At 64.5% G+C, this 17,895-nt stretch carries 16 protein-coding genes and 1 pseudogene; 10 read left to right on the top strand and 7 right to left on the bottom strand.

Annotated features, from left to right (window positions below):
• Positions 1-11: 11 nt before the first annotated feature.
• The 6 genes from STARVERO_RS20345 (at position 12) to STARVERO_RS20320 (ending at position 5,936) form a co-directional block, all read left to right on the top strand.
• A complete protein-coding gene (locus tag STARVERO_RS20345) occupies positions 12-1,091 on the top strand; it encodes a LacI family DNA-binding transcriptional regulator (RefSeq protein WP_159601158.1) in 1,080 nt (359 codons plus the stop codon).
• A gap of 2 nt (positions 1,092-1,093) precedes the next feature.
• A complete protein-coding gene (locus STARVERO_RS20340) occupies positions 1,094-1,858 on the top strand; it encodes a glucosamine-6-phosphate deaminase (RefSeq protein ID WP_159601156.1) in 765 nt (254 codons plus the stop codon).
• A gap of 47 nt (positions 1,859-1,905) precedes the next feature.
• Positions 1,906-3,069: an extracellular solute-binding protein gene (locus tag STARVERO_RS20335; protein WP_200837873.1), complete on the top strand. Its 1,164-nt coding sequence runs from the start codon at positions 1,906-1,908 to the stop codon at positions 3,067-3,069.
• A gap of 79 nt (positions 3,070-3,148) precedes the next feature.
• Positions 3,149-4,219 carry an ABC transporter ATP-binding protein gene (locus tag STARVERO_RS20330; protein WP_159601152.1) on the top strand — a complete coding sequence of 357 codons (1,071 nt, stop codon included), beginning with the start codon at positions 3,149-3,151 and terminating at the stop codon, positions 4,217-4,219.
• Positions 4,216-5,097: an ABC transporter permease gene (locus STARVERO_RS20325; protein WP_159601150.1), complete on the top strand. Its 882-nt coding sequence runs from the start codon at positions 4,216-4,218 to the stop codon at positions 5,095-5,097. The genes STARVERO_RS20330 and STARVERO_RS20325 overlap by 4 nt, the downstream gene beginning before the upstream one ends.
• Positions 5,098-5,105: 8 nt before the next feature.
• Positions 5,106-5,936 carry an ABC transporter permease gene (locus tag STARVERO_RS20320; RefSeq protein WP_159601148.1) on the top strand — a complete coding sequence of 277 codons (831 nt, stop codon included), beginning with the start codon at positions 5,106-5,108 and terminating at the stop codon, positions 5,934-5,936.
• A 70-nt stretch (positions 5,937-6,006) separates the two neighbouring features.
• Here the strand turns inward: STARVERO_RS20320 and uxuA are convergent, their stop codons facing one another.
• From uxuA to STARVERO_RS20305, 3 genes are read right to left on the bottom strand one after another with little or no spacing between them, the layout of a single operon-like run.
• Positions 6,007-7,221 carry a mannonate dehydratase gene (gene uxuA, locus STARVERO_RS20315; RefSeq protein ID WP_159601146.1) on the bottom strand — a complete coding sequence of 405 codons (1,215 nt, stop codon included), beginning with the start codon at positions 7,219-7,221 and terminating at the stop codon, positions 6,007-6,009.
• The gene (locus STARVERO_RS20310) at positions 7,218-8,735 is read right to left on the bottom strand and encodes a mannitol dehydrogenase family protein (protein WP_159601144.1); all 1,518 of its coding nucleotides are present in this window, start codon (positions 8,733-8,735) and stop codon (positions 7,218-7,220) included. The genes uxuA and STARVERO_RS20310 overlap by 4 nt, the downstream gene beginning before the upstream one ends.
• Complete coding sequence (locus tag STARVERO_RS20305; RefSeq protein ID WP_244616844.1) at positions 8,732-9,472, bottom strand: GntR family transcriptional regulator; 741 nt, start codon at positions 9,470-9,472, stop codon at positions 8,732-8,734. The genes STARVERO_RS20310 and STARVERO_RS20305 overlap by 4 nt, the downstream gene beginning before the upstream one ends.
• Before the next feature lie 111 nt (positions 9,473-9,583).
• Here STARVERO_RS20305 and STARVERO_RS20300 point away from each other — a divergent pair, with 111 nt between their 5' ends.
• The 3 genes and pseudogenes from STARVERO_RS20300 to STARVERO_RS20290 form a co-directional block, all read left to right on the top strand.
• Positions 9,584-11,122 (top strand): UxaA family hydrolase, encoded by a 1,539-nt coding sequence (locus tag STARVERO_RS20300; protein ID WP_159601140.1) that lies wholly within the window; start codon positions 9,584-9,586, stop codon positions 11,120-11,122.
• A gap of 25 nt (positions 11,123-11,147) precedes the next feature.
• Positions 11,148-12,326 carry an AGE family epimerase/isomerase gene (locus STARVERO_RS20295; protein WP_159601138.1) on the top strand — a complete coding sequence of 393 codons (1,179 nt, stop codon included), beginning with the start codon at positions 11,148-11,150 and terminating at the stop codon, positions 12,324-12,326.
• A 114-nt stretch (positions 12,327-12,440) separates the two neighbouring features.
• Positions 12,441-12,572: pseudogene (locus STARVERO_RS20290) on the top strand (LysR family transcriptional regulator); the annotation flags it as partial.
• Positions 12,573-12,660: 88 nt separating this feature from the next.
• On the opposite strand, the gene STARVERO_RS20285 reads toward STARVERO_RS20290, so the two are convergent.
• Positions 12,661-12,909 carry a helix-turn-helix transcriptional regulator gene (locus STARVERO_RS20285; RefSeq protein ID WP_159601136.1) on the bottom strand — a complete coding sequence of 83 codons (249 nt, stop codon included), beginning with the start codon at positions 12,907-12,909 and terminating at the stop codon, positions 12,661-12,663.
• A gap of 150 nt (positions 12,910-13,059) precedes the next feature.
• On the opposite strand from STARVERO_RS20285, the gene STARVERO_RS20280 reads away from it, so the two are divergent.
• Positions 13,060-13,575, top strand: coding sequence for a hypothetical protein (locus tag STARVERO_RS20280; protein ID WP_159601134.1), 516 nt, complete (start codon positions 13,060-13,062; stop codon positions 13,573-13,575).
• A 64-nt stretch (positions 13,576-13,639) separates the two neighbouring features.
• Here the strand turns inward: STARVERO_RS20280 and terL are convergent, their stop codons facing one another.
• From terL to STARVERO_RS20265, 3 genes are read right to left on the bottom strand one after another with little or no spacing between them, the layout of a single operon-like run.
• Entirely contained in the window at positions 13,640-15,076 is a 1,437-nt protein-coding gene (terL, locus tag STARVERO_RS20275) for a phage terminase large subunit (RefSeq protein WP_159601132.1), read from the bottom strand.
• Positions 15,073-15,426 carry a DUF5681 domain-containing protein gene (locus STARVERO_RS20270; protein ID WP_159601130.1) on the bottom strand — a complete coding sequence of 118 codons (354 nt, stop codon included), beginning with the start codon at positions 15,424-15,426 and terminating at the stop codon, positions 15,073-15,075. Before STARVERO_RS20270 ends, terL begins: the two co-directional genes overlap by 4 nt.
• 10 nt (positions 15,427-15,436) lie before the next feature.
• Positions 15,437-16,843, bottom strand: a complete 1,407-nt coding sequence (locus STARVERO_RS20265) for a DNA modification methylase (RefSeq protein WP_159601128.1) — start codon at positions 16,841-16,843, stop codon at positions 15,437-15,439.
• Positions 16,844-17,895: the final 1,052 nt, after the last annotated feature.

The raw sequence follows: 17,895 nt of genomic DNA, 5'->3' as shown, positions 1-17,895 counted from the left end.
GGTGAGAAAACTTGGCCAAGCCGTCGTCACATACATCTGCTCCCACCATCCGCCTCGTCGCGCGTGAAGCGGGCGTGTCTCAGGCGACGGTGTCGCGGGCCTTCTCCCAACCGGAGCTGCTCACGCCCGCCACTGTCGAGAAGGTGCTCGTGACGGCGCAGCGCCTCGGCTACGTGCCCAATCAAGTGGCCCGGGCGCTTTCGACGGGACGCGCCGGCAACATCGCGCTGATCCTGCCCGACGTGGCAAATCCCTTCTTCTCCGCGCTGATGCGCGGCGCGCAAGCGCAAGCCTACAAGCGCGGCTACGCAACCTTCCTCGGCGATTCCGACGAGACCGCTCACCTGGAGGACGTGCTGCTCGGAAAACTCGCGGCGCAGGTCGATGGCTTCGTGCTCGCCTCCCCCCGCCTCGATGAGCAGCTCATCCGCAAGCATGCCGCCCGACGGCCCGTCGTGGTCATCAATCGCGATCTCGATGGCATTGGCCGTGTGCTGGTTGACACCACCGGGGGTTTCGAAGCTGCCGTCGATCTGGTGGCGGGGCTCGGACACCGCACGATCGCTTATGTCGGCGCGCCCGTCTCGTCCTGGTCAAACCAGCAGCGGGCGAACGCGGTGGCGATCACCGGTGCCACCCGCGGGCTGCGGGTTGTCGAGATCGCCGCTGGCCGACCGAGTCACGAAGCCGGACGCTCGTGCGTCGCGAAACTGCTGGAGAGCGGGGCCACCGCCGCACTCGCCGTCGACGACGTGGTGGCCCAGGGCATCATGGCAGGCCTCGCCGAACGTGGCCTGTTCATACCGCGCGACTTCAGCGTGATCGGCTGCGACGACATCATCGCCTCCACCACCTATCCGCCGCTGACTAGTGTGAACGCCCACTGCGCCCTCGCGGGTGCCAACGCAGTCGATCTGCTGCTCAACGGCCTCGCAAATCCCACGCCGCCCATCGAGAGCCACGTCATCAAGGGCGAGCTCGTCATCCGCGGCTCCACTGGTCCCGCACCTGCCCTCGTTCCGGCTCCCGGTGGCCGGACCCGAGGGCGGAAGGTGGCACCGGCCGAACCCGATCCGTCCAGCAGGAAGTGAACATGATCGACATCCACCTCTACGAATCCAAGACGGCGAACGGCAAGGCGGCCGCCGATTTCGGCGCCGCCGCCATCCGCGGCGCCATCGCCGCGAAGGGGAAGGCCAATGTCGTCATCGCGACTGGTGCCAGCCAGTTCGAAATGCTGGAAGCACTCGTCGCCGCGTCCGGAATCGACTGGTCGAAGGTCACCGCCTTCCATCTCGACGAATATATCGGCATGCCCGAGACGCATCCGGCGAGCTTCCGCAAATATCTGAAGGAGCGCGTCACCGAAAAGCTCCCCAGCCTCGGCGCCTTCCATTTCATCATCGGCGATGCCGCCGATCTCGATGCCGAGCTCGCCCGCATGAACGCCCTGCTCGACGCGCATCCGATCGACGTGATGTTCGCCGGCATCGGCGAGAATGGACATCTCGCCTTCAACGATCCGCCGGCGGATTTCGAGAGCACCGTCGCCTACAAGGTCGTCGAACTGGAGGAGCGCTGCCGGCGCCAGCAGTTCGGTGAGGGCTGGTTCCCAACCTTCGACGACGTGCCCACCGAAGCCATCTCGATGACCGTGCAGCGGATCATGTCGAGCGCCGTCGTTGTCCTCACCGTGCCGGACGAGCGCAAGGCCGAGGCTGTCCAGCACGTGCTGGAGGGACCCGTCACCAATATGTGGCCGGCTTCCATCCTCCAGCAACATCCTTCCTGCCACCTGTTCCTCGACCGCGCCGCGGCAAGCCAGCTCGCCAAGAAGCCGGCCCCCGCGGACGCATGAACCTTCCCAGTGCCGATCACCAACAATAGCCAGAGTGGAGAGAACGAATGTCTTGCATGAGCTGGAAATCCAGCCTGTTGGCGGCGGGCGCAGTGCTCGTCACGACGACCTTCGGCGCCATGGCCGAGCCGGTCGTGATCAATGTCATCGACGTCGCCGGCGACCTCCAGGTCAGTCAGCCGGCTCTGGAGAAGTTCCAGGCCGAGCATCCCGAGCTGGTTTCGAAGTTCGTCTTCACCCAGGCGACCGCCCCCGAGCTCGCCGGCAAGCTGAAGGCGCAGCAGGACGCGGGGCGGGTCGACATCGACTTCGTGCTCACCGGCAATGACGCGCTCGCCGCCGGCATGGAGCAGGGCCTCTGGCTGGAGATTCTGCCGAAATACGCCGACAAGTTCCCGAACCTGAAGGAGCTCTACATTCCCGGCGCCTATCTGATGCAGGAGATGGCGCGCGGCCAGGCCTTCGTCATTGACTGGTATCCGTCCGGCCCGCTGCTGGAATATGCCCCCGACCGCGTGAAGGACGTGCCCAATACGCCGGAGGCCTTGATGGCCTACTGCAAGGCCAATCCGGGCAAGTTCATGTATGCCCGCCCGGCGAATTCCGGCCCCGGCCGCACTTTCGTGATGGGCCTGCCTTACCTGCTCGGCGACAAGGATCCCAAGGATCCGATCAATGGCTGGGACAAGACCTGGGCCTATCTGAAGGAACTCGACAGCTGCATCGAGTACTACACCGCCGGCACCACTGCCTCGATGAAGGAGCTGGCCAACGGCACGCGCGATATCATCGCTACTACCACCGGCTGGGACATCAATCCGCGCTACCTCGGCATCGTCCCGGAAGAGTATAAGATCGGCGCGTTCAAGAACTTCACCTGGGTAGGCGACGCCAACTACATGGCGGTGCCGAAGGGCGTCTCGGAGGCCAAGCTCAAGGTCGTGCTCGAGCTCATGGCGTACCTGCTCAAGCCTGCCCAGCAGGCCTACATGTATGACCATGGCTACATGTATCCCGGCCCGGCCATCAAGGGCGTGACGCTCGACATGGCGCCGAAGGAGAGCCAGGAGACGATCGAGAAGTTCGGCCGTCCCGAATATGCGAGCCTGATCGCCGACAACCCGACCGAAGCCCCGCTCGACGCCAAACCCCTCGTCGCCATGTTCGACAAGTGGGACCGCGAGATCGGCGCGGCCAAGATGAAGAAGTGAGGCACTTCCGGCGGGCCGTCGCGAGGCGGCCCGCCGGACCCCTTCGACCCTTCCTTCCTACCAGCAGGATTTAAGCGCGATGGCGATAGCTTCCGCCGGCTTTCGTGAGCTGCGGCTCGACCGCATGAGCCGGAATTTCGGGGCGCACAACGCGCTGAAGGAGATCAGCCTGACCGTGCAGCGCGGCGAGTTCATCGCCCTGCTCGGCCCCTCGGGCTGCGGCAAGTCGACCGCACTCAACTGCCTCGCCGGGCTGCTATCGCTCAGTGACGGGTCGATCTGGCTGGACGACAAGCGCATCGACACGCTGAAGCCGGAGGAGCGCGGCTTCGGCATGGTGTTCCAGAATTATGCGCTGTTCCCGCACATGGATGTCCGCCGCAATGTCGGCTTCGGCCTGCAGATGCACGGCGTCTCCAAGGGCGAGAGCGCGCGCCGTGTGGACGAGGCGCTCAGCGTGGTGCGGCTGGACTCGCAAAGCGCCAAGCTGCCCGGCCAGCTCTCCGGCGGCCAGCAGCAGCGCGTCGCCATCGCCCGCGCCATCGCCGTCGAGCCGCCACTCGTGCTGATGGACGAGCCGCTGTCCAATCTCGACGCCAAGCTGAGGCTGGAGATGCGCGCGGAGATCCGTCGCATCCATCGCCTGTTGGGCTCGGCCACCATCTACGTCACCCATGACCAGGACGAGGCGCTGTCGCTGGCCGACCGCATCGTCGTGCTCCGCGATGGCGAGGTCCGGCAGATCGGCACGCCGCAGGAACTCTATCGCCGTCCGCTGCACGCGGACGTCGCCGAGTTCATGGGCTTCCGCAACGCCCTGCGCGGCACCGTGGTCCGGCGTGAAGGCGACGGGATCGAGGTCGATTGCGGCTTCACGGCACCGCTTCGCGGGCAGCCGGTCGACGTCGCCGGCGACCGGATCGTCGTCTCAATCCGCCCCGCCGATCTCGCCCCGATGCCCGACGGTCCCATCAATGCCGAGGTGACCGGTCTCGAATATCGCGGCGAGGCCTATTACGGCACGGCGACCGGCACGGCCGGCCAGGAACTCTACTTCCGGACCGACGAGCCGCTGGCCGTCGGCGAGGCGGTGCGGCTCGGCGCACTCGCAGAGCGGACGCTGGTCTATGCCGCGGGGAACGAAGAATGACGGCCCCTCCCGCACGACGGCCCACGCTCGCCGACCGCGGCATAGACGGGGTGACGCTTCTCGTCCTGCCTGCCGCGCTCTTCGTGGTGCTGTTGTTCGTCTATCCTTTCCTCTACGGGCTGCTGCTGTCCTTCGCTCCGAAGGAAGGCGGCCTTCTTGGTAACTACGCCCGCTTCTTCTCCGACCCGTACATGTACGGGACGATCTGGCTGACGCTTCGCCTCGCCCTGCCGGTGACGGTGCTCAACATCGCGCTGTCGGTGCCAATCGCGATGCAGGTGCGGCACATGAAGCATCAGCGTCTGCTGACGACCATCCTCGTCCTGCCGATCACCCTCGGCACGGTGCTCGTCGCCGAGGGCCTGCTGAACTATCTCGGACCGCAGGGCTGGCTGAACCGGACGCTGATCTTGTTCGGCCTGCTCGAGCGGCCGATCCGCCTCGTGCATAATTATTGGGGCGTGTTCATATCGCTGGTGATCACGGGCTTCCCCTTCACCTTCCTGCTCACCCTGTCGATGATCTCGGGCATCGATCCGGCGCTGGAGCAGGCCGCCGCGACCCTCGGGGCGCGCGCGCGACAGCGCTTCCGTCACATCGTACTGCCGCTGATCGTGCCCGGCCTGGCGGTGACGTTCTGCCTCGCCTTCGTCGACGCTTTCTCGGTGTTTCCCTCGGCGGTGATGCTCGGAGCACCGGCTGGTGAGACCCGCGTCATCTCCTTCGCGGCGGCGCAAGCCGCCTTCGAGCAATACGATTACTCCTACGCCTCGGCCATCGCGATGATCATGGCCGTGGTGCAGTTCGGCTTCGTCGGATTGGTGCTGACGCTGCGTGGCCTGTTCTACAAGGGCCCCGCGGGCGGCGGAAAGGGCTAAGCACGGCCATGGAAAGCGCGCTGGAACGCCTCTGGCGGACCCTCATCTGGGCCTTCGTCATCTTCTTTGTGGTCAATGTGATCGCGATGATCTCGACGGTCGTCGTTAACTCCTTCGGCACGCGGTGGCTCAACTCGTGGCTGCCGGCCGCCTTCACCTTCCGCTGGTACGCCGCGGCGTGGAAGGAGTTCCAGCTCGGCGACGTGCTGCTCGTCACCTTCCAGATCGCCGGCGCGGTGGTGCTCATCTCGGCGCTGATCGGCGTGCCGGCCGCCTACGCGCTGGCCCGGCGCGACTTTCCCGGCAAGCCGCTGGTGATGCTGCTGTTCCTGCTTCCGCTGCTCGTGCCGCCGATCACCTTCGGCGTGCCGCTGGCGACGGTTCTCTACAAGGTCGGGCTCGCCGGCACGATGTGGGGCGTCATCATCGCCAATCTCGTGCCGACGGTGCCGTTCACGGTGATCCTGATGATCCCGTTCATCGAGCAGATCGATCCCCGGGTGGAGGCCGCCGCGCGTGTGTTCGGCGCCGGAACCGGGCGCCTGTTCATCCATGTGCTGGTGCCGCTGCTGGTGCCCGGCATCCTAGCGGCAACGCTGCTCGCCATGGTGCGCACGGTGTCGATGTTCGAGCTGACCTTCCTGACCGCCGGCCCAACCAGCCAGACCCTTGTCGTATCGCTCTATTATTCCGTCTTCGCGGCGGGCGTGCGGGCCGGCCAGTCCATCGATGCGATGGCGGTGATCTACATGCTGAGCACGCTGATCTGGCTCATCGTCGCCCTGCGCTTCGTCAACCCGACGCAGATCGTGGCGCGGGTGAAGAAGGCGCCGGCTTGACCGCTCCTCCGGACAACAAAAAGGCCTCGCTCCGGTCTGGAGCGGGGCCCTTCTATCGAGGCAGGCTGGCTCAGCGGAAGCTGGCGAGCGCCTCGTCCGGTAGGCGGCCGAGCACGCGCATAATGCCGCGCAACTCGCCGAGGCCCTTCAGCCGGCCGGCGGCGGTGTAGCCGGGATTGACCACCTTGTCGGATTCGAGATCGGCGAGCATGCGATGGCCGTGATCGGGCCGCAGCACGATCTTGCGATCCTCCGGCCGCTTGCGGTTCTCGGCCATCAGCACGGCGAGCACGGCGGGCATGTCCACGTCGCCGTCGAGATGATCGGCTTCCTGGAAGCCGAGCTGATCTTCGTCGCGCCGCGTCGCGCGCAGATGGGTGAAATAGATGCGGTCGGCGAAGCGGGCGGCGATGGCCGCCAGATCATTGTCCGCGCGCACGCCGAGGCTGCCGGTGCAGAAGCACAGTCCATTCGCTGGCGACGGCACGGCGGCGAACAGCGCCCCGAAGTCCGCGGCGGTCGAGGCGACGCGCGGTATGCCGAAGATCGGGCGCGGCGGGTCGTCCGGATGGATCGTCAGGCGGACCCCGAGCGACTGCGCGATCGGCGCGACGATGTCGAGGAAGGCGATCAGGTTGGCGCGCAGGCGCGCGGCATCCGTGCCGGCATAGGCGGCGAGATAGTCACGGAACTCATCGAGGCTCAGCCCCTTGGTCGTTCCGCCGGGAAGCCCTGCCAGCACGGTACGGATGAGGCTCGCCACATCCTCTTCGCCGAACCTGTCCGCGGTCCTGCTCGCCTCGGCGCGCTGCTCCGCGCTGTAGTCGGCCTCGGCGCCGGGACGCTTGAGGACATGAAGGTCGAAGGCCGCGAAGCGCTTCTGGTCGAAGCGAAGCGCGGTGGCGCCGGTCGGCAGCGGCCAGTCGAGATCGGTGCGGGTCCAGTCCAGCACGGGCATGAAATTGTAGCAGACGATGCGCGGCCCGACCGATGCCACGGCCTCGAGGCTGGCGATCCAGGCCTCGATGGCGACGCGTGCGGCCCGTCCCTCACGCTTGATCTCGTCCGCAACGGGGATGCTTTCGACGACGGACCAGCGCAGCGGCGTACGGTCGCCGGGGGCGTCCTCAATGATGGCGCGCCGCTCCTCGACCTGTCCGCGGGTCCAGGCGACTCCCGGCGGCACGTGATGGAGCGCGGAGACGATGTCGGTTGCTCCCGCCTGCCGGGCATGGTCGAGCGTCACGGGATCGCTCGGACCAAACCAGCGCCAGCCCTGTCTCATCGTCCTGCCTCCGGCTTGAATTCGAATTGCGCAACGGCGCGCCCGGCGCCGACGCGGTACAGGGTCGACAGCGCCTCGAGGACGGCGCCGACAAGGCGTGGATCGGCCGCGAGGTCGGTATCGAAGATCTCGCGCACGCCGAGCAGGCTGGGAACCAGCGCGTCCGGCAAGGGCCCCGCCGCATCTGCGAGCGCGCGCAGGCGCGCAGCGAGCGGATCGCGCACATCGATCGACCTGCCCTGCTCGTCGATCCCGCTCACGAAGCGCATCCAGGCGGCGAGCGCCAGAGCGAGGCGCGCGATGGGCGCGCCGTCGGCGAGGCGGGCGCGGATGGTCGCCAGCAGCCGTTGGGGAATCTTCTGCGAGCCGTCCATGGCGATCTGCCATGTCCGGTGATGCAGCGCAGGATTGGCGAAGCGGCGGAGCAGCGCGGCCTTGTAGGCGGCAAGATCGGTCTGGGCCGGCACACGGAGCGTTGGGGTCACTTCGCGGTCCATCAGGCCGCGGATGAACGTCTCGAAGCCCGGCGCGGCGATCGCCTCCGCCACCGTCTCGTGACCGGCGAGATAGCCGAGATAGGCCAGCGAGGAGTGCGAGCCGTTGAGCAGGCGCAGCTTCATCGTCTCATAGGGCGCCGCATCGGCGACGAGCTCGGCGCCCGCTTCCTCGAAGCGCGGACGGCCGCCGTTGAAGTCGTCCTCTATGACCCACTGCCGGAAAGGCTCCGTCACCACCGGCCATGCATCGGTCAGTCCAAGCCGTGCGTCCACGGCGTCGCGATCGGCATGTGTCGTTGCCGGGACAATGCGGTCGACCATCGTGCACGGGAACGCCACCTCGTTCTCCACGAAGTGACCGAGACCGGCGTCGCGAAGGCCGGCAAGACGGCTGGCGATGCGCCGGACGAGTCTGCCATTGGCCGGAAGATTGTCGCAGCACAGCACGGTGAAGGGCGGGATGCCCGTCGCGCGGCGGCGTGCCAGCGCCTCGACCAGGAAGCCCGGCGCGCTACGCGGCAGGTCGGGCGTTGCGAGATCGTGAAGGATGTCGGGGTGGTCCTCGCGCAATTCGCCAGTCGCAGGATCATGGCAATAGCCCTTCTCCGTCACCGTCAGCGACACGATCCGCACCTGCGGGGCGCTCATCGCCTCAAGCAGGGCCGCGGGCGCTTCCGGTGCGACCAGAAGGCGGGACACCGAGCCGACGATCCGCGCGCGCTCGCCCTCCTCGTCGCGCTCGACCAGCGTGTAGAGGCCGTCCTGTGGCGCCAGCGCGTCACGCATCTCGGGCGAGCGCAGGCTCGCGCCGAGGATGGCCCAGTCGCGCTCGCCGGCCGCCATGCGGTCGTCGACGAAGACAGCCTGGTGCGCCCGGTGAAATGCCCCGATGCCCAGGTGAACGATGCCGACACTCTGGCCGGCCCGATCATAGGCAGGCGCCGCGATGCCCGGCGCGAGCCGCCCCAGCGACGCAGCCGAAAGCCTTGGCACCGAGAGCCTTGGCAGCGAATTCATCGCGTGGGCCTGTCCTTACGCCGCACGGTGCGAAGCGGCACCGCGGCCGGCTCGCCTTCCGAGGTCGTGCGCACATCGGCGTCGAAATAGTCAGGGCGCGCGCGTAGCAATTCGTCGAGGCCAGGCAACACGTTGCCGAGATGCTCCGCCATCGCCCGGTCGGCGGCGTCAGGATCGCGGGCGGCGAGGCCGGCGAGGATCGCGCGGTGCTCGCCCATCACCATCTCGCGGCGGCCTGAGATGGGAAGATGAAGCACGCGGCAACGATCGATCTGCACCTTCTCCTGCCGCGCCACCCGCCAGAGGTTCGGATGGCCCGACAATATGGCGACACGCCGATGGAACTCCTCGTCCTCGGCGTGGAAACCGGCCCAGTCGCTCGCCTGCTCACTGGCCTGCTGCCGGTCGAGGATGAGACGGAGTTCCGAGATGTCGGCATCCGTCACCTTCGCCGCGGCGTGGCGGACCGCCACACGCTCCAGCGCCTCGCGGATCACCATGCCGTCGCGCAGCGCCTCGACGCTGATATGCGACACGAAGGTGCCGCGCTGCGGGAAGATGTCGATCAGCCGCTCATCGGCGAGACGCAGCAGCGCCTCGCGGACCGGCGTACGGCTGACACCATAGCGCTCGGCGAGTTCCTTCTCCGACACCGGGGCACCCGGCGGCATCTCACCCCCGACGATGCGCTCGCGCAGCAGTTCATAGATGCGCGCGGAGGCGGGGATGGCCCGCATCGAGGGTCCGGAGATGGGGGACGAGGAGAGCCGCGGCTCTGGACTCTTCATGGTTGGCATGTCCACACTAATATATTAGCATATCAGATAAAGCAAACTGATCGGCAGGCGATGAGCGACCTATCCCTATCCTCATTTCGGGCAGAGCCGCGCATCCTTCGGCTCGACGGAGCAGACAATGTCGTCGTCGCGGTGGACGCGATCCAGCCGGGCGACCGCGCGAGCGGGGTCCTTGCCTGCGACAGGATTCCTCGCGGGCACAAGATGGCCCTGCGCCGGATCAGCGCCGGCGAGCCGCTCATAAAATTCGGACAGCCGATCGGCGTGGCGAGCGCCGACATCGCGCCCGGCGAATGGGTGCACGTCCACAATGTGAGCGCGACCGCCCTGCCCCATGGCGACTTCGAGGCGGCCACGCTCGCGGTCGACCAGCCCGCCTTCGGCGTTCCGTCGACCTTTCAGGGCTACCGCCGCAGCGACGGGCGTACCGGCACGCGCAACTACATCGGCATCCTCACCTCCGTGAATTGCTCGGCGTCCGTTGCGCGTTTTGCCGCCGAAGCGATAGAGCGCTCGGGTCTTCTGGATTCTTATCGGAACATCGACGGCATCATGCCGATCGTCCATGGCACTGGCTGCGGCCTCGCCGAGCTGGGCGAAGGCTACGAGGTCCTGCGGCGGACGCAGTGGGGCTATGCCTGCCATCCCAATTTCGCCGCCGTGGTGATGGTCGGCCTCGGCTGCGAAGTGCTGCAGATCGCCCGGATGAAGAAGGAATGTGGGGTCGAGGAAAGCGACGGCTTCCGGACGCTGACCATCCAGGAAACCGGCGGCACGCGCCGCACCGTGGACCAGATCGCCGGCACCATCCGCGAGATGCTGCCGCGCGCAACCTCCGCACGGCGCGAGACGCGCCCGGCAAGCGAACTCATGCTCGGCCTGCAATGCGGCGGCTCGGACGGCTACTCCGCCCTCACCGCCAATCCCGCGCTCGGCTTCGCGTCGGACCTGCTGGTGCGCGACGGTGGCACCTCGATTCTCTCCGAGACCCCGGAAATCTACGGCGCCGAGCATCTGTTGGTGCGCCGCGCGTCCCCCGGCGTCGGAGACCGGCTGATGGAGCGGCTGCGCTGGTGGGAGGACTATACCGCCCGCAACGGTGCCGAGATGAACAACAACCCGTCTCCCGGCAACAAGGCCGGCGGGCTCACCACCATATTGGAGAAGTCCCTCGGCGCGGTCGCGAAGAGTGGCCAAGCCGCGCTGCAGGCGGTCTATGAATATGCCGAGCCGGTGCGTACGCACGGCCTCGTCTTCATGGACACGCCCGGCTTCGATCCGGTCTCGGCCACGGGCCAGGTCGCCGGAGGAGCCAACCTCATCTGCTTTACGACCGGGCGGGGTTCGGCATTCGGCTGCAAGCCGGTGCCTTCGCTGAAGCTTGCGACCAACAGTGACATCTACCACCGCATGACCGACGACATGGACGTCAATTGCGGTGAGATACTCGAAGGCGTCTCGCTTGAAGCGAAGGGCCGCGAGATATTCGATGCCCTGCTGCGCGTGGCATCCGGCGAGCGCACCAAATCGGAGCGGCTCGGCTATGGCGATGCCGAGTTCGTCCCCTGGCAGATCGGCGCGGTGATGTGAGCGGCGTCACGATAGAACCCGCTCGATGATCACCTCTTTCGCCCCTGCACAACCCACCGACCTTTTGGCATGGCTGAAAGGCCGATTCATCCCTCGCTGGGTCGAGCGCACCTGCCGACCGGGCCTCCGCGGATATGTGGAGGAGTTACACGCGACCGAGCAATGGCAGCCCCTGCCGAACGAACACACCACCATGGTGACCGGACGGCTCGTCTATAGCTTCAGCATGGCATATCGGTTCGACAAGGCGCCGGAAACGCTGTGTGGCGCCGAGCATGGGCTCGCTTTTCTCCTCGATAGCTGCCGTCTCTCAGCGGGGCATTTTGCGCATCGCGTGGGCAGCGACGGGCGGGTCGTCGATCCGCGCGGCAATCTCTACGATCTCGCCTTTGTCCTTCTGGCGCTTGGCGGCTATAGCGCGGCAACCGGAAAGACCAACGTGCTCGCGGTCGCCGACGAGATCGCGGCTCGTCTCGACAGCGACTGGCTCGACCCTCTAGGAGGCTATCGTGAGCCCGCGGGGGCGGAGCTTCTCCGTCTGCAATACCCGCAGATGCACGTGTTCGAGGCCTTTCAAATGCTTGCCGCTGTCGATCCGGACGGCGGATGGCTTGGACGCGCCGAACGGATCGTCGACCTCGCGGCGCGCCTCGTGGACGAGCATGGCGCGATCGATGAATGGTTCGGTCCCCGATGGGATGCCGTCGAGCCCGAAAGGCGGCAGAGGGAGATTGGCCATCATTTCGAGTGGGCTTGGCTCCTCTTCGTCTATGCCACGAAAACCGGCGCGACGCGCGCAGCTCACCTGGCTTGGCGTCTCTTCGAGTTCGGCCTCAAGGCCGCCGGAGTTCCTGCCACAGGACCAGACCGGACCATCCCCAACTCCATCGACGCCTGGGGTAATTTGACTTCGGCCTGCCGCCCACTCTGGCCCACGGTCGAACTGGCGAAGGCATCCCTCGCAGCCGCGACCTTGAATGAGAAACCTGATCATTGGACTTTAGCAATGCAAAGCCTCGCGGTCGTATTGTCACAAATTGACCAAAATAGTAATTATTGGGCAAATGAAATTGACTCTAATAGCTTAAGCCCCCACCATCCTCTGCCAATCAGAACACTGTATCACATATTGCCTTCACTTATATTATTTGCGAACAGTAATGATCCTGGCCGCAGCCACTCCAGCATTCTTCGACCATTCTAGAGCAAATAGATGCCCGCGCTCGTAAGTCGCTCGGTTCGGATTGACGTGTCCCCCATTTTCCTGCCGCGGATAAGTTAGGCCCCTCGATCACGAGAAGGAGCACGCGGTGCTGGCGAGGGATCGCTTCGTGCCCTGTACCCGGCTCGTCGGCTACTGAACGCCCGGGTTTCAGCCTTCCTCGATCATCTCAAGCGCGCCTTTCCCAACGGGAAGCCTGACGAGCTCGCCGCCTATGTCGGTCGCTGATTGTCGCCGAGCATGGGAGCACTGCGAGCGAGTGGCTAGGCGCAGCAAACGACACCTGGGATCGGTGCAGATGCGTTAGCAGATTAGCTCAATCGTCCTTCGGCACCTTCAGCAGCTCATCCAACACATCGTGGGGATTGAAGCCAATGATCTCTGCAAGCTCAAGAAGCTCGATCACGTCGATCCGACGCTGACCGTTCTCCATATTGGTGATGAGCGGCTGATGACGCCCTAACATTTTCGCGACATCGGCCTGCTTCATATCCGCCTCACGCCGATACTGCTCAAGCAGTTCCGCGAGACGTTTATGGCGGCCGGAGCGAAACGAGCTGGGCATGGCGAGCCGGGGCGGGAAAGACCGGCTCGTTGCGTAGGCGCATAGACATTATATTCAAAAATCGTATATCCGGTTATCGGATATGACTGGACTAGTTCCGGCACCGGAGCGACCTGTCAGGTCCCCTCGTTTGGATCGACAGAGGACGTCATGGACGCCAACACGCTCTTCCTTCTCGCATTCTTCGCCAGTATCTGCACCATGTTCACAGCGATACTGCGGCTGATTTTCGGGCCTTCGCCCTTGAGGGCTGCCGCATGGCTCACACCCATCGGGTTAGCTGTTGCGTTGGGCTGGTGGTGGGCTGCGCCAAAGGCCAAGACGTATATCGAGTACTCCGGCCTCCATGTCGCCTGCCATCACGACTACACCAAGTGTACCTGGCAGGAGCAGCTCGTGACCAAATACAAGAGGATTGAGGAGGCGCGGGCCGACTGCGTTGAGGTGGCAAAAAAGCTGGCGCGCTATGGTGATGCGCAGTTCCCCGACATGCCGTTTCAGGGCTACCTGCCGAATGAGAAATCGGTCGACACCGGCAAGCTCAGCCTTATCGAGAACGACGCGCGCTACCAGAACGGCTTTGGTGCCTGGCAGCATGTAACCCTGACTTGCCTCTATGATCTCGATGCGCGTGAGGTGGTGGAGGTCACCAGCGCGGCAGAGTGAAGAGTGCAGGCACCGCTCTCAACACGGCGACCGCAAGAGCGCGCGGTGCCCTTGCCGCCACGTCTTAGCTCCGCCGGGGGACACTCCTGCGAGGAATTTCCCGACGGATCAGCTCACGCTCCTTCGCGGTGCTCAGGGTGAGGTAGTGCAGCGCCTGCGAGGTGCTGTCGACCTGATCGTCGTGACGCCCGTTCGGAAAGGCGAGCAGTTCGCTGATGTAATCAGCGAGCCACGGAGCTTCCTCAGGAACGTGCACTTGCCCGGCCTCGAACCGTGCCGACTGGGCGAGAAACCGCGCCTCCTTATCGAACCTGGGCCTCATTTTAAGGGCGCGCAACTCGCCTGTGCTGCGCAGATCTTGCTCCATGGCTCGACCGAGTTCGGTGTCCTCGATTAGCGTGGCATCGGCCTCGTAGCGCCGGTGGAGAGCGAGGATCTGGCGCCGGAGCTCCGGGCTTTCAAACCGCCCGCGCACGACATCGACGAGGTAGAAATCGAGGCCGCGCGCACCCCATACGGTGCCTACCGACCAATCGCTGGCCTCTCCCAATGTGGAAGCGGTGTCCCACGATACCACCAGGCGGTCGAAGGAAGGCGACCCATCATAGCGACGTAGCCACTCCCGGCGGACAAGGTTGCCCTCGGCGGGGATGGGGTTTTGTTGGTACTGCGCCGAGAAGATCAGACTGCCCTGGGTCCGGCGCAATACCTCAAGCACCTCAAGGGGTTCTCGGTTGGCGTCCAGCACCTCTCCGACCCGGCGAACGTATTTGTCCCTGGGGTCAGAGCCTAACGCAAAGGAGCCGGCTTCGGTGGCAATGGCGGGGAGGGAGACGACCCCCCACCCCTCCTTGCGCAGGACATGGCCGACCAGGTCGTCCTCGTGCAGGCGCTGCATGATGATGATGATCGCGCCCGTCTTCTTGTCGTTCAGGCGCGTGGCAAGCGTGTTGTCGAAGAAGTCGTTCAGGCTACTGCGCTTGGCGCTCGACAGCGCATCCATGCCCTTGAGTGGATCGTCCGCGATGATGAGGTCGGCACCCCGCCCCAGGATGGCGCCGCCGACGCCAGCCGCGAAAATCGACCCGCGGAGATCGGTGACAAGTTCCAGGCTCCGCTGCCCCCGGCTATGAAGCCGGAAGCGCGGAAACGCCTGCCAGAACCAGGCGCACTCGGCGACGAGGCGGCGATCCTGGCTGAACTTCCTCGCTAGGCTCTCCGTATGTGAGACGCAGATAATGCGCCTCGTTGGATCATGACCGAGCCACCACATGGGGAAGGCGACGCTCGCCAGGAGCGACTTCCCGGACCTTGGTGGCACGTTGATGATCAGCCGCCGGATTTCGCCACTCGCCACCCGCGACAGCATGTAGGCGAGGTGCTCGAGGTGCCAGTTCGACTGATAGACCGTGCCAGGCTCAAGCTCGGCGAAGACCTTCTGATGGAAGACTGCGAGGTCCTGTCGAAGGAGGGCTTGAAGGAGACGTGCACGCTCGCTCACGAGCGCCTCCCCTGGCGGCGGCTCCATTCCGCGATGATCTCGTCGTCGATCCTGTTGGACTGCTCTTCGTTCGTCCCGCCGACGCGGGGCGGCTGATGTGTAAGCAGATCTAACGCCAGTTTGGGATTATGCGCTGCGGCGCGGAGGATCACCTTGGCCAAAAACTGACGCATGGTAATCGCCTCACCGTCCGGCATGGTTATCACCTCGTCGAGCGCGGCCTGCAGTTCCTCGCCGGGTACCGGCTTCGGCTTCCTTGGCCGTCCCTTGGGATTGCCGCAGTGGCCTTTGCCAAAGCGGCCATTGGGAAGGCGGCCGTTATTATCGGATGACGTATGATCTTCTGCCATCGTCACCCCCTCACGCCGGATCAGCGACGAGGGAAGCCGCGCGCTGCTGCGCAACCTCGGCGAACGTCTGACCGGTCGCCTCAAGGCGCGCCGGCTCCCCTGTCTCCGCCTCCATGCGGCGCACGGCGACGTCGACGTATTTCGGGTCCAGTTCGATGCAGGCCGCCACCCGACCGACGCGGTCAGCGGCGAGCATGAGGCTCCCGGATCCCGCGAAGGGATCGAGGATGATCTCTCCCCGGTTCGACGTATCAAGGATAGCCTCCGACAGCAGGGCGATCGGCTTTACCGTCGGGTGAAGGCTGAGCAATTCGGCACGCCCGGCTTGCTGCTGCGCGAGCCCGGGGTAGGTCCACAGCGTCGTTCGGTTTCGCCCGTACTTGCCGAGCGAGACGTTATTGGTGTGTGCCCCCTGCCCCCACTTCGACACTACGATAAACTCTGTCTGTTGCCGGTAGAGGCTACCCATGCCTCCCGCCAGTTTGTCCCACACACAGAGGGTCTTGAGGTCGTACCGGCTCTCCTGCAGGGCATTGAGAAGCGGCCGCATGCCGTGGGCATCGATGAAGAGATCGACGATCGCGCCGTCGGCAAGGATCGTCGACATCGCCGTGAGAAACTCACCGAAGAAGATCAAAGCCTCGTCGTAAGTCAACCCCGAGCCTTCGAGGAACTCGCCGTGAGTACGGCTTACGTGGCCAAGAATTTTGATGACCCCGTAGGGGATGTCGGAGAGCGCCATCCGCACGAGCTCTCGAAGCCTGAGTGCCACGTAGCTGGCAGCGTCCCGCGCATTGCCACAGAGGATTTTATGCCCGCGGACGAACAGCCAAACGTCACCCAGTTGCGTGATGGGTTTATCGGTCCGTGGGTCGACAACTTCCGCGCTGTCGATCGGCAGCGGCTTCCGCAAGATCGCGTCGATTTCCGGGCCGCTGAAGCCGGTAAGCGCTGTGAGATCCGGCATCCCTGCCAGGATAGCCTCGAGTTCGGCCTTGATCGTATCGGGATCCCACGTCGAGCCCTCGTGCGATTTGTTGATCCAAATCCGAAGAGCCCGGACCTCTACGTCGCTCAATCCGGTTACGACGATGACAGGGATCTCCGCAAGGCCAAGGGCACGGCACGCGTCATAGATCACGTGTCCATCGACGATCTCGCCATCTTTGGTGGCGAGAATAGGGTACCAGAGGCCAAAGCGGCGTAACCGACTGGCAACGATCTCGACCTGCCCCTTCTTGGCGCGACGTACCCGGCGCGGCGAGGGCTTAATGTCTGCGATATTCTTATAGACGATCTGCAGATGAGCGGAGGCGACCGAAAGAGCCGATTCGCTTACAGAGTTGGCATAATCTTGCTTCGCGCCCACCGAACTCTTCAGTTCGGTCGAACAACGACGTACAGTGATCCTTTGCATGATGACATCATCCGTCGGGGTAAGCTTGCAGAGGTACCCGCCCGGCCATCTGGCGCTCGGCTAGTGCCGAGTCGATGCGCCGACGTTCCGCTGCTGTCCCCACTCGGATCGATGACCCGACGGATTCTGCTGCCTATGAGCGTTGCAAGGTGTACGCTCAGGAAGGTCTCCAGGTTGACTTGATTCGCGTTCTTCTACAAGTACGGTTATGGAGCATTTCCCCACCCGAGGGTGAGCTAGCCAATAGCTTTCTGATGGGCGCCCGCTGCATCTTTGCCTAGGGCCTGACACCAACAACAGGCGCAGAACCACCTATTATGGTCCTGTTACTATCCTGTTCACACTGACAATCGGCGCTTTGGCTGACCCGCTCAAACTACTGCCATCCTTCCAGAAATAACCCGCTGACAGGCCGGATTTCGGATAATGCGGCCAATTTCGACGCGCATAACAGGAGAAACACGCCGAGACGGGTTCGCAACCGACTAGGCACTCCGCCAGCCAGTTAAGCAATTGATATCATTATATTTTTTACTTCCGGCATGCCGCGATAACTGCCGGAAAGTCCGGCACTTTTCCGACTCGCGGCCTTCTCCATGCCGCCAGATTTCGTCCTGGAAAGTGCCGCCCAGGTGAGGCCCTCATGGGTATTCTCTCGCGGCCGGCGATGCAGTCCGGTTTCGCGAGAAAAAAGCGCACCGCCGGTTCGAAGCGTGAACTCGCTGGGCAAGACTGCCGAAACACCAATTGGCGTCCGGTATGGGAAGTCGACTTGGTTTGACGCTCGACTAGTTGCTTGGCGCTACGGTCTTGCGGCCAGGGTGGCGCTGCCACTCTCGACCCATAGCAGCCCCTCAACTTCCCTTTCAGCGACGTCCGCTTTGCGCCGCGATCTCGGCCGTAGCGATCGGACTTGCGGTTTCCTGAAAGCAGACGTTGCTGCTTACCGCATCACAGGTCATGGAGCGCCAAGAACGGACGTTGGGTCCGGTCCAGAATTTGGACGTTCAGAAGAGTGCCGCAATTCCGGATCCTACCAAGCCTAAACTCGT

The sequence above is a fragment of the Starkeya nomas genome (assembly GCF_902703545.1).
Taxonomy (GTDB): domain Bacteria; phylum Pseudomonadota; class Alphaproteobacteria; order Rhizobiales; family Xanthobacteraceae; genus Ancylobacter; species Ancylobacter moscoviensis.
Note: the sequence above shows the minus strand (reverse complement) of the source record. Positions and strands in the feature narration are given on the sequence as shown.

Coding starts and splice junctions, on each gene's coding strand:
- STARVERO_RS20340 (WP_159601156.1), top strand. CDS start 1,094: ATGATCGACATCCACCTCTACGAATCCAAGACGGCGAACGGCAAGGCG.
- STARVERO_RS20335 (WP_200837873.1), top strand. CDS start 1,906: ATGTCTTGCATGAGCTGGAAATCCAGCCTGTTGGCGGCGGGCGCAGTG.
- STARVERO_RS20330 (WP_159601152.1), top strand. CDS start 3,149: ATGGCGATAGCTTCCGCCGGCTTTCGTGAGCTGCGGCTCGACCGCATG.
- STARVERO_RS20325 (WP_159601150.1), top strand. CDS start 4,216: ATGACGGCCCCTCCCGCACGACGGCCCACGCTCGCCGACCGCGGCATA.
- STARVERO_RS20320 (WP_159601148.1), top strand. CDS start 5,106: ATGGAAAGCGCGCTGGAACGCCTCTGGCGGACCCTCATCTGGGCCTTC.
- uxuA (WP_159601146.1), bottom strand. CDS start 7,221: ATGAGACAGGGCTGGCGCTGGTTTGGTCCGAGCGATCCCGTGACGCTC.
- STARVERO_RS20310 (WP_159601144.1), bottom strand. CDS start 8,735: ATGAATTCGCTGCCAAGGCTCTCGGTGCCAAGGCTTTCGGCTGCGTCG.
- STARVERO_RS20305 (WP_244616844.1), bottom strand. CDS start 9,472: ATGCGGGCCATCCCCGCCTCCGCGCGCATCTATGAACTGCTGCGCGAG.
- STARVERO_RS20300 (WP_159601140.1), top strand. CDS start 9,584: ATGAGCGACCTATCCCTATCCTCATTTCGGGCAGAGCCGCGCATCCTT.
- STARVERO_RS20295 (WP_159601138.1), top strand. CDS start 11,148: ATGATCACCTCTTTCGCCCCTGCACAACCCACCGACCTTTTGGCATGG.
- STARVERO_RS20285 (WP_159601136.1), bottom strand. CDS start 12,909: ATGCCCAGCTCGTTTCGCTCCGGCCGCCATAAACGTCTCGCGGAACTG.
- STARVERO_RS20280 (WP_159601134.1), top strand. CDS start 13,060: ATGGACGCCAACACGCTCTTCCTTCTCGCATTCTTCGCCAGTATCTGC.
- STARVERO_RS20270 (WP_159601130.1), bottom strand. CDS start 15,426: ATGGCAGAAGATCATACGTCATCCGATAATAACGGCCGCCTTCCCAAT.
- STARVERO_RS20265 (WP_159601128.1), bottom strand. CDS start 16,843: ATGCAAAGGATCACTGTACGTCGTTGTTCGACCGAACTGAAGAGTTCG.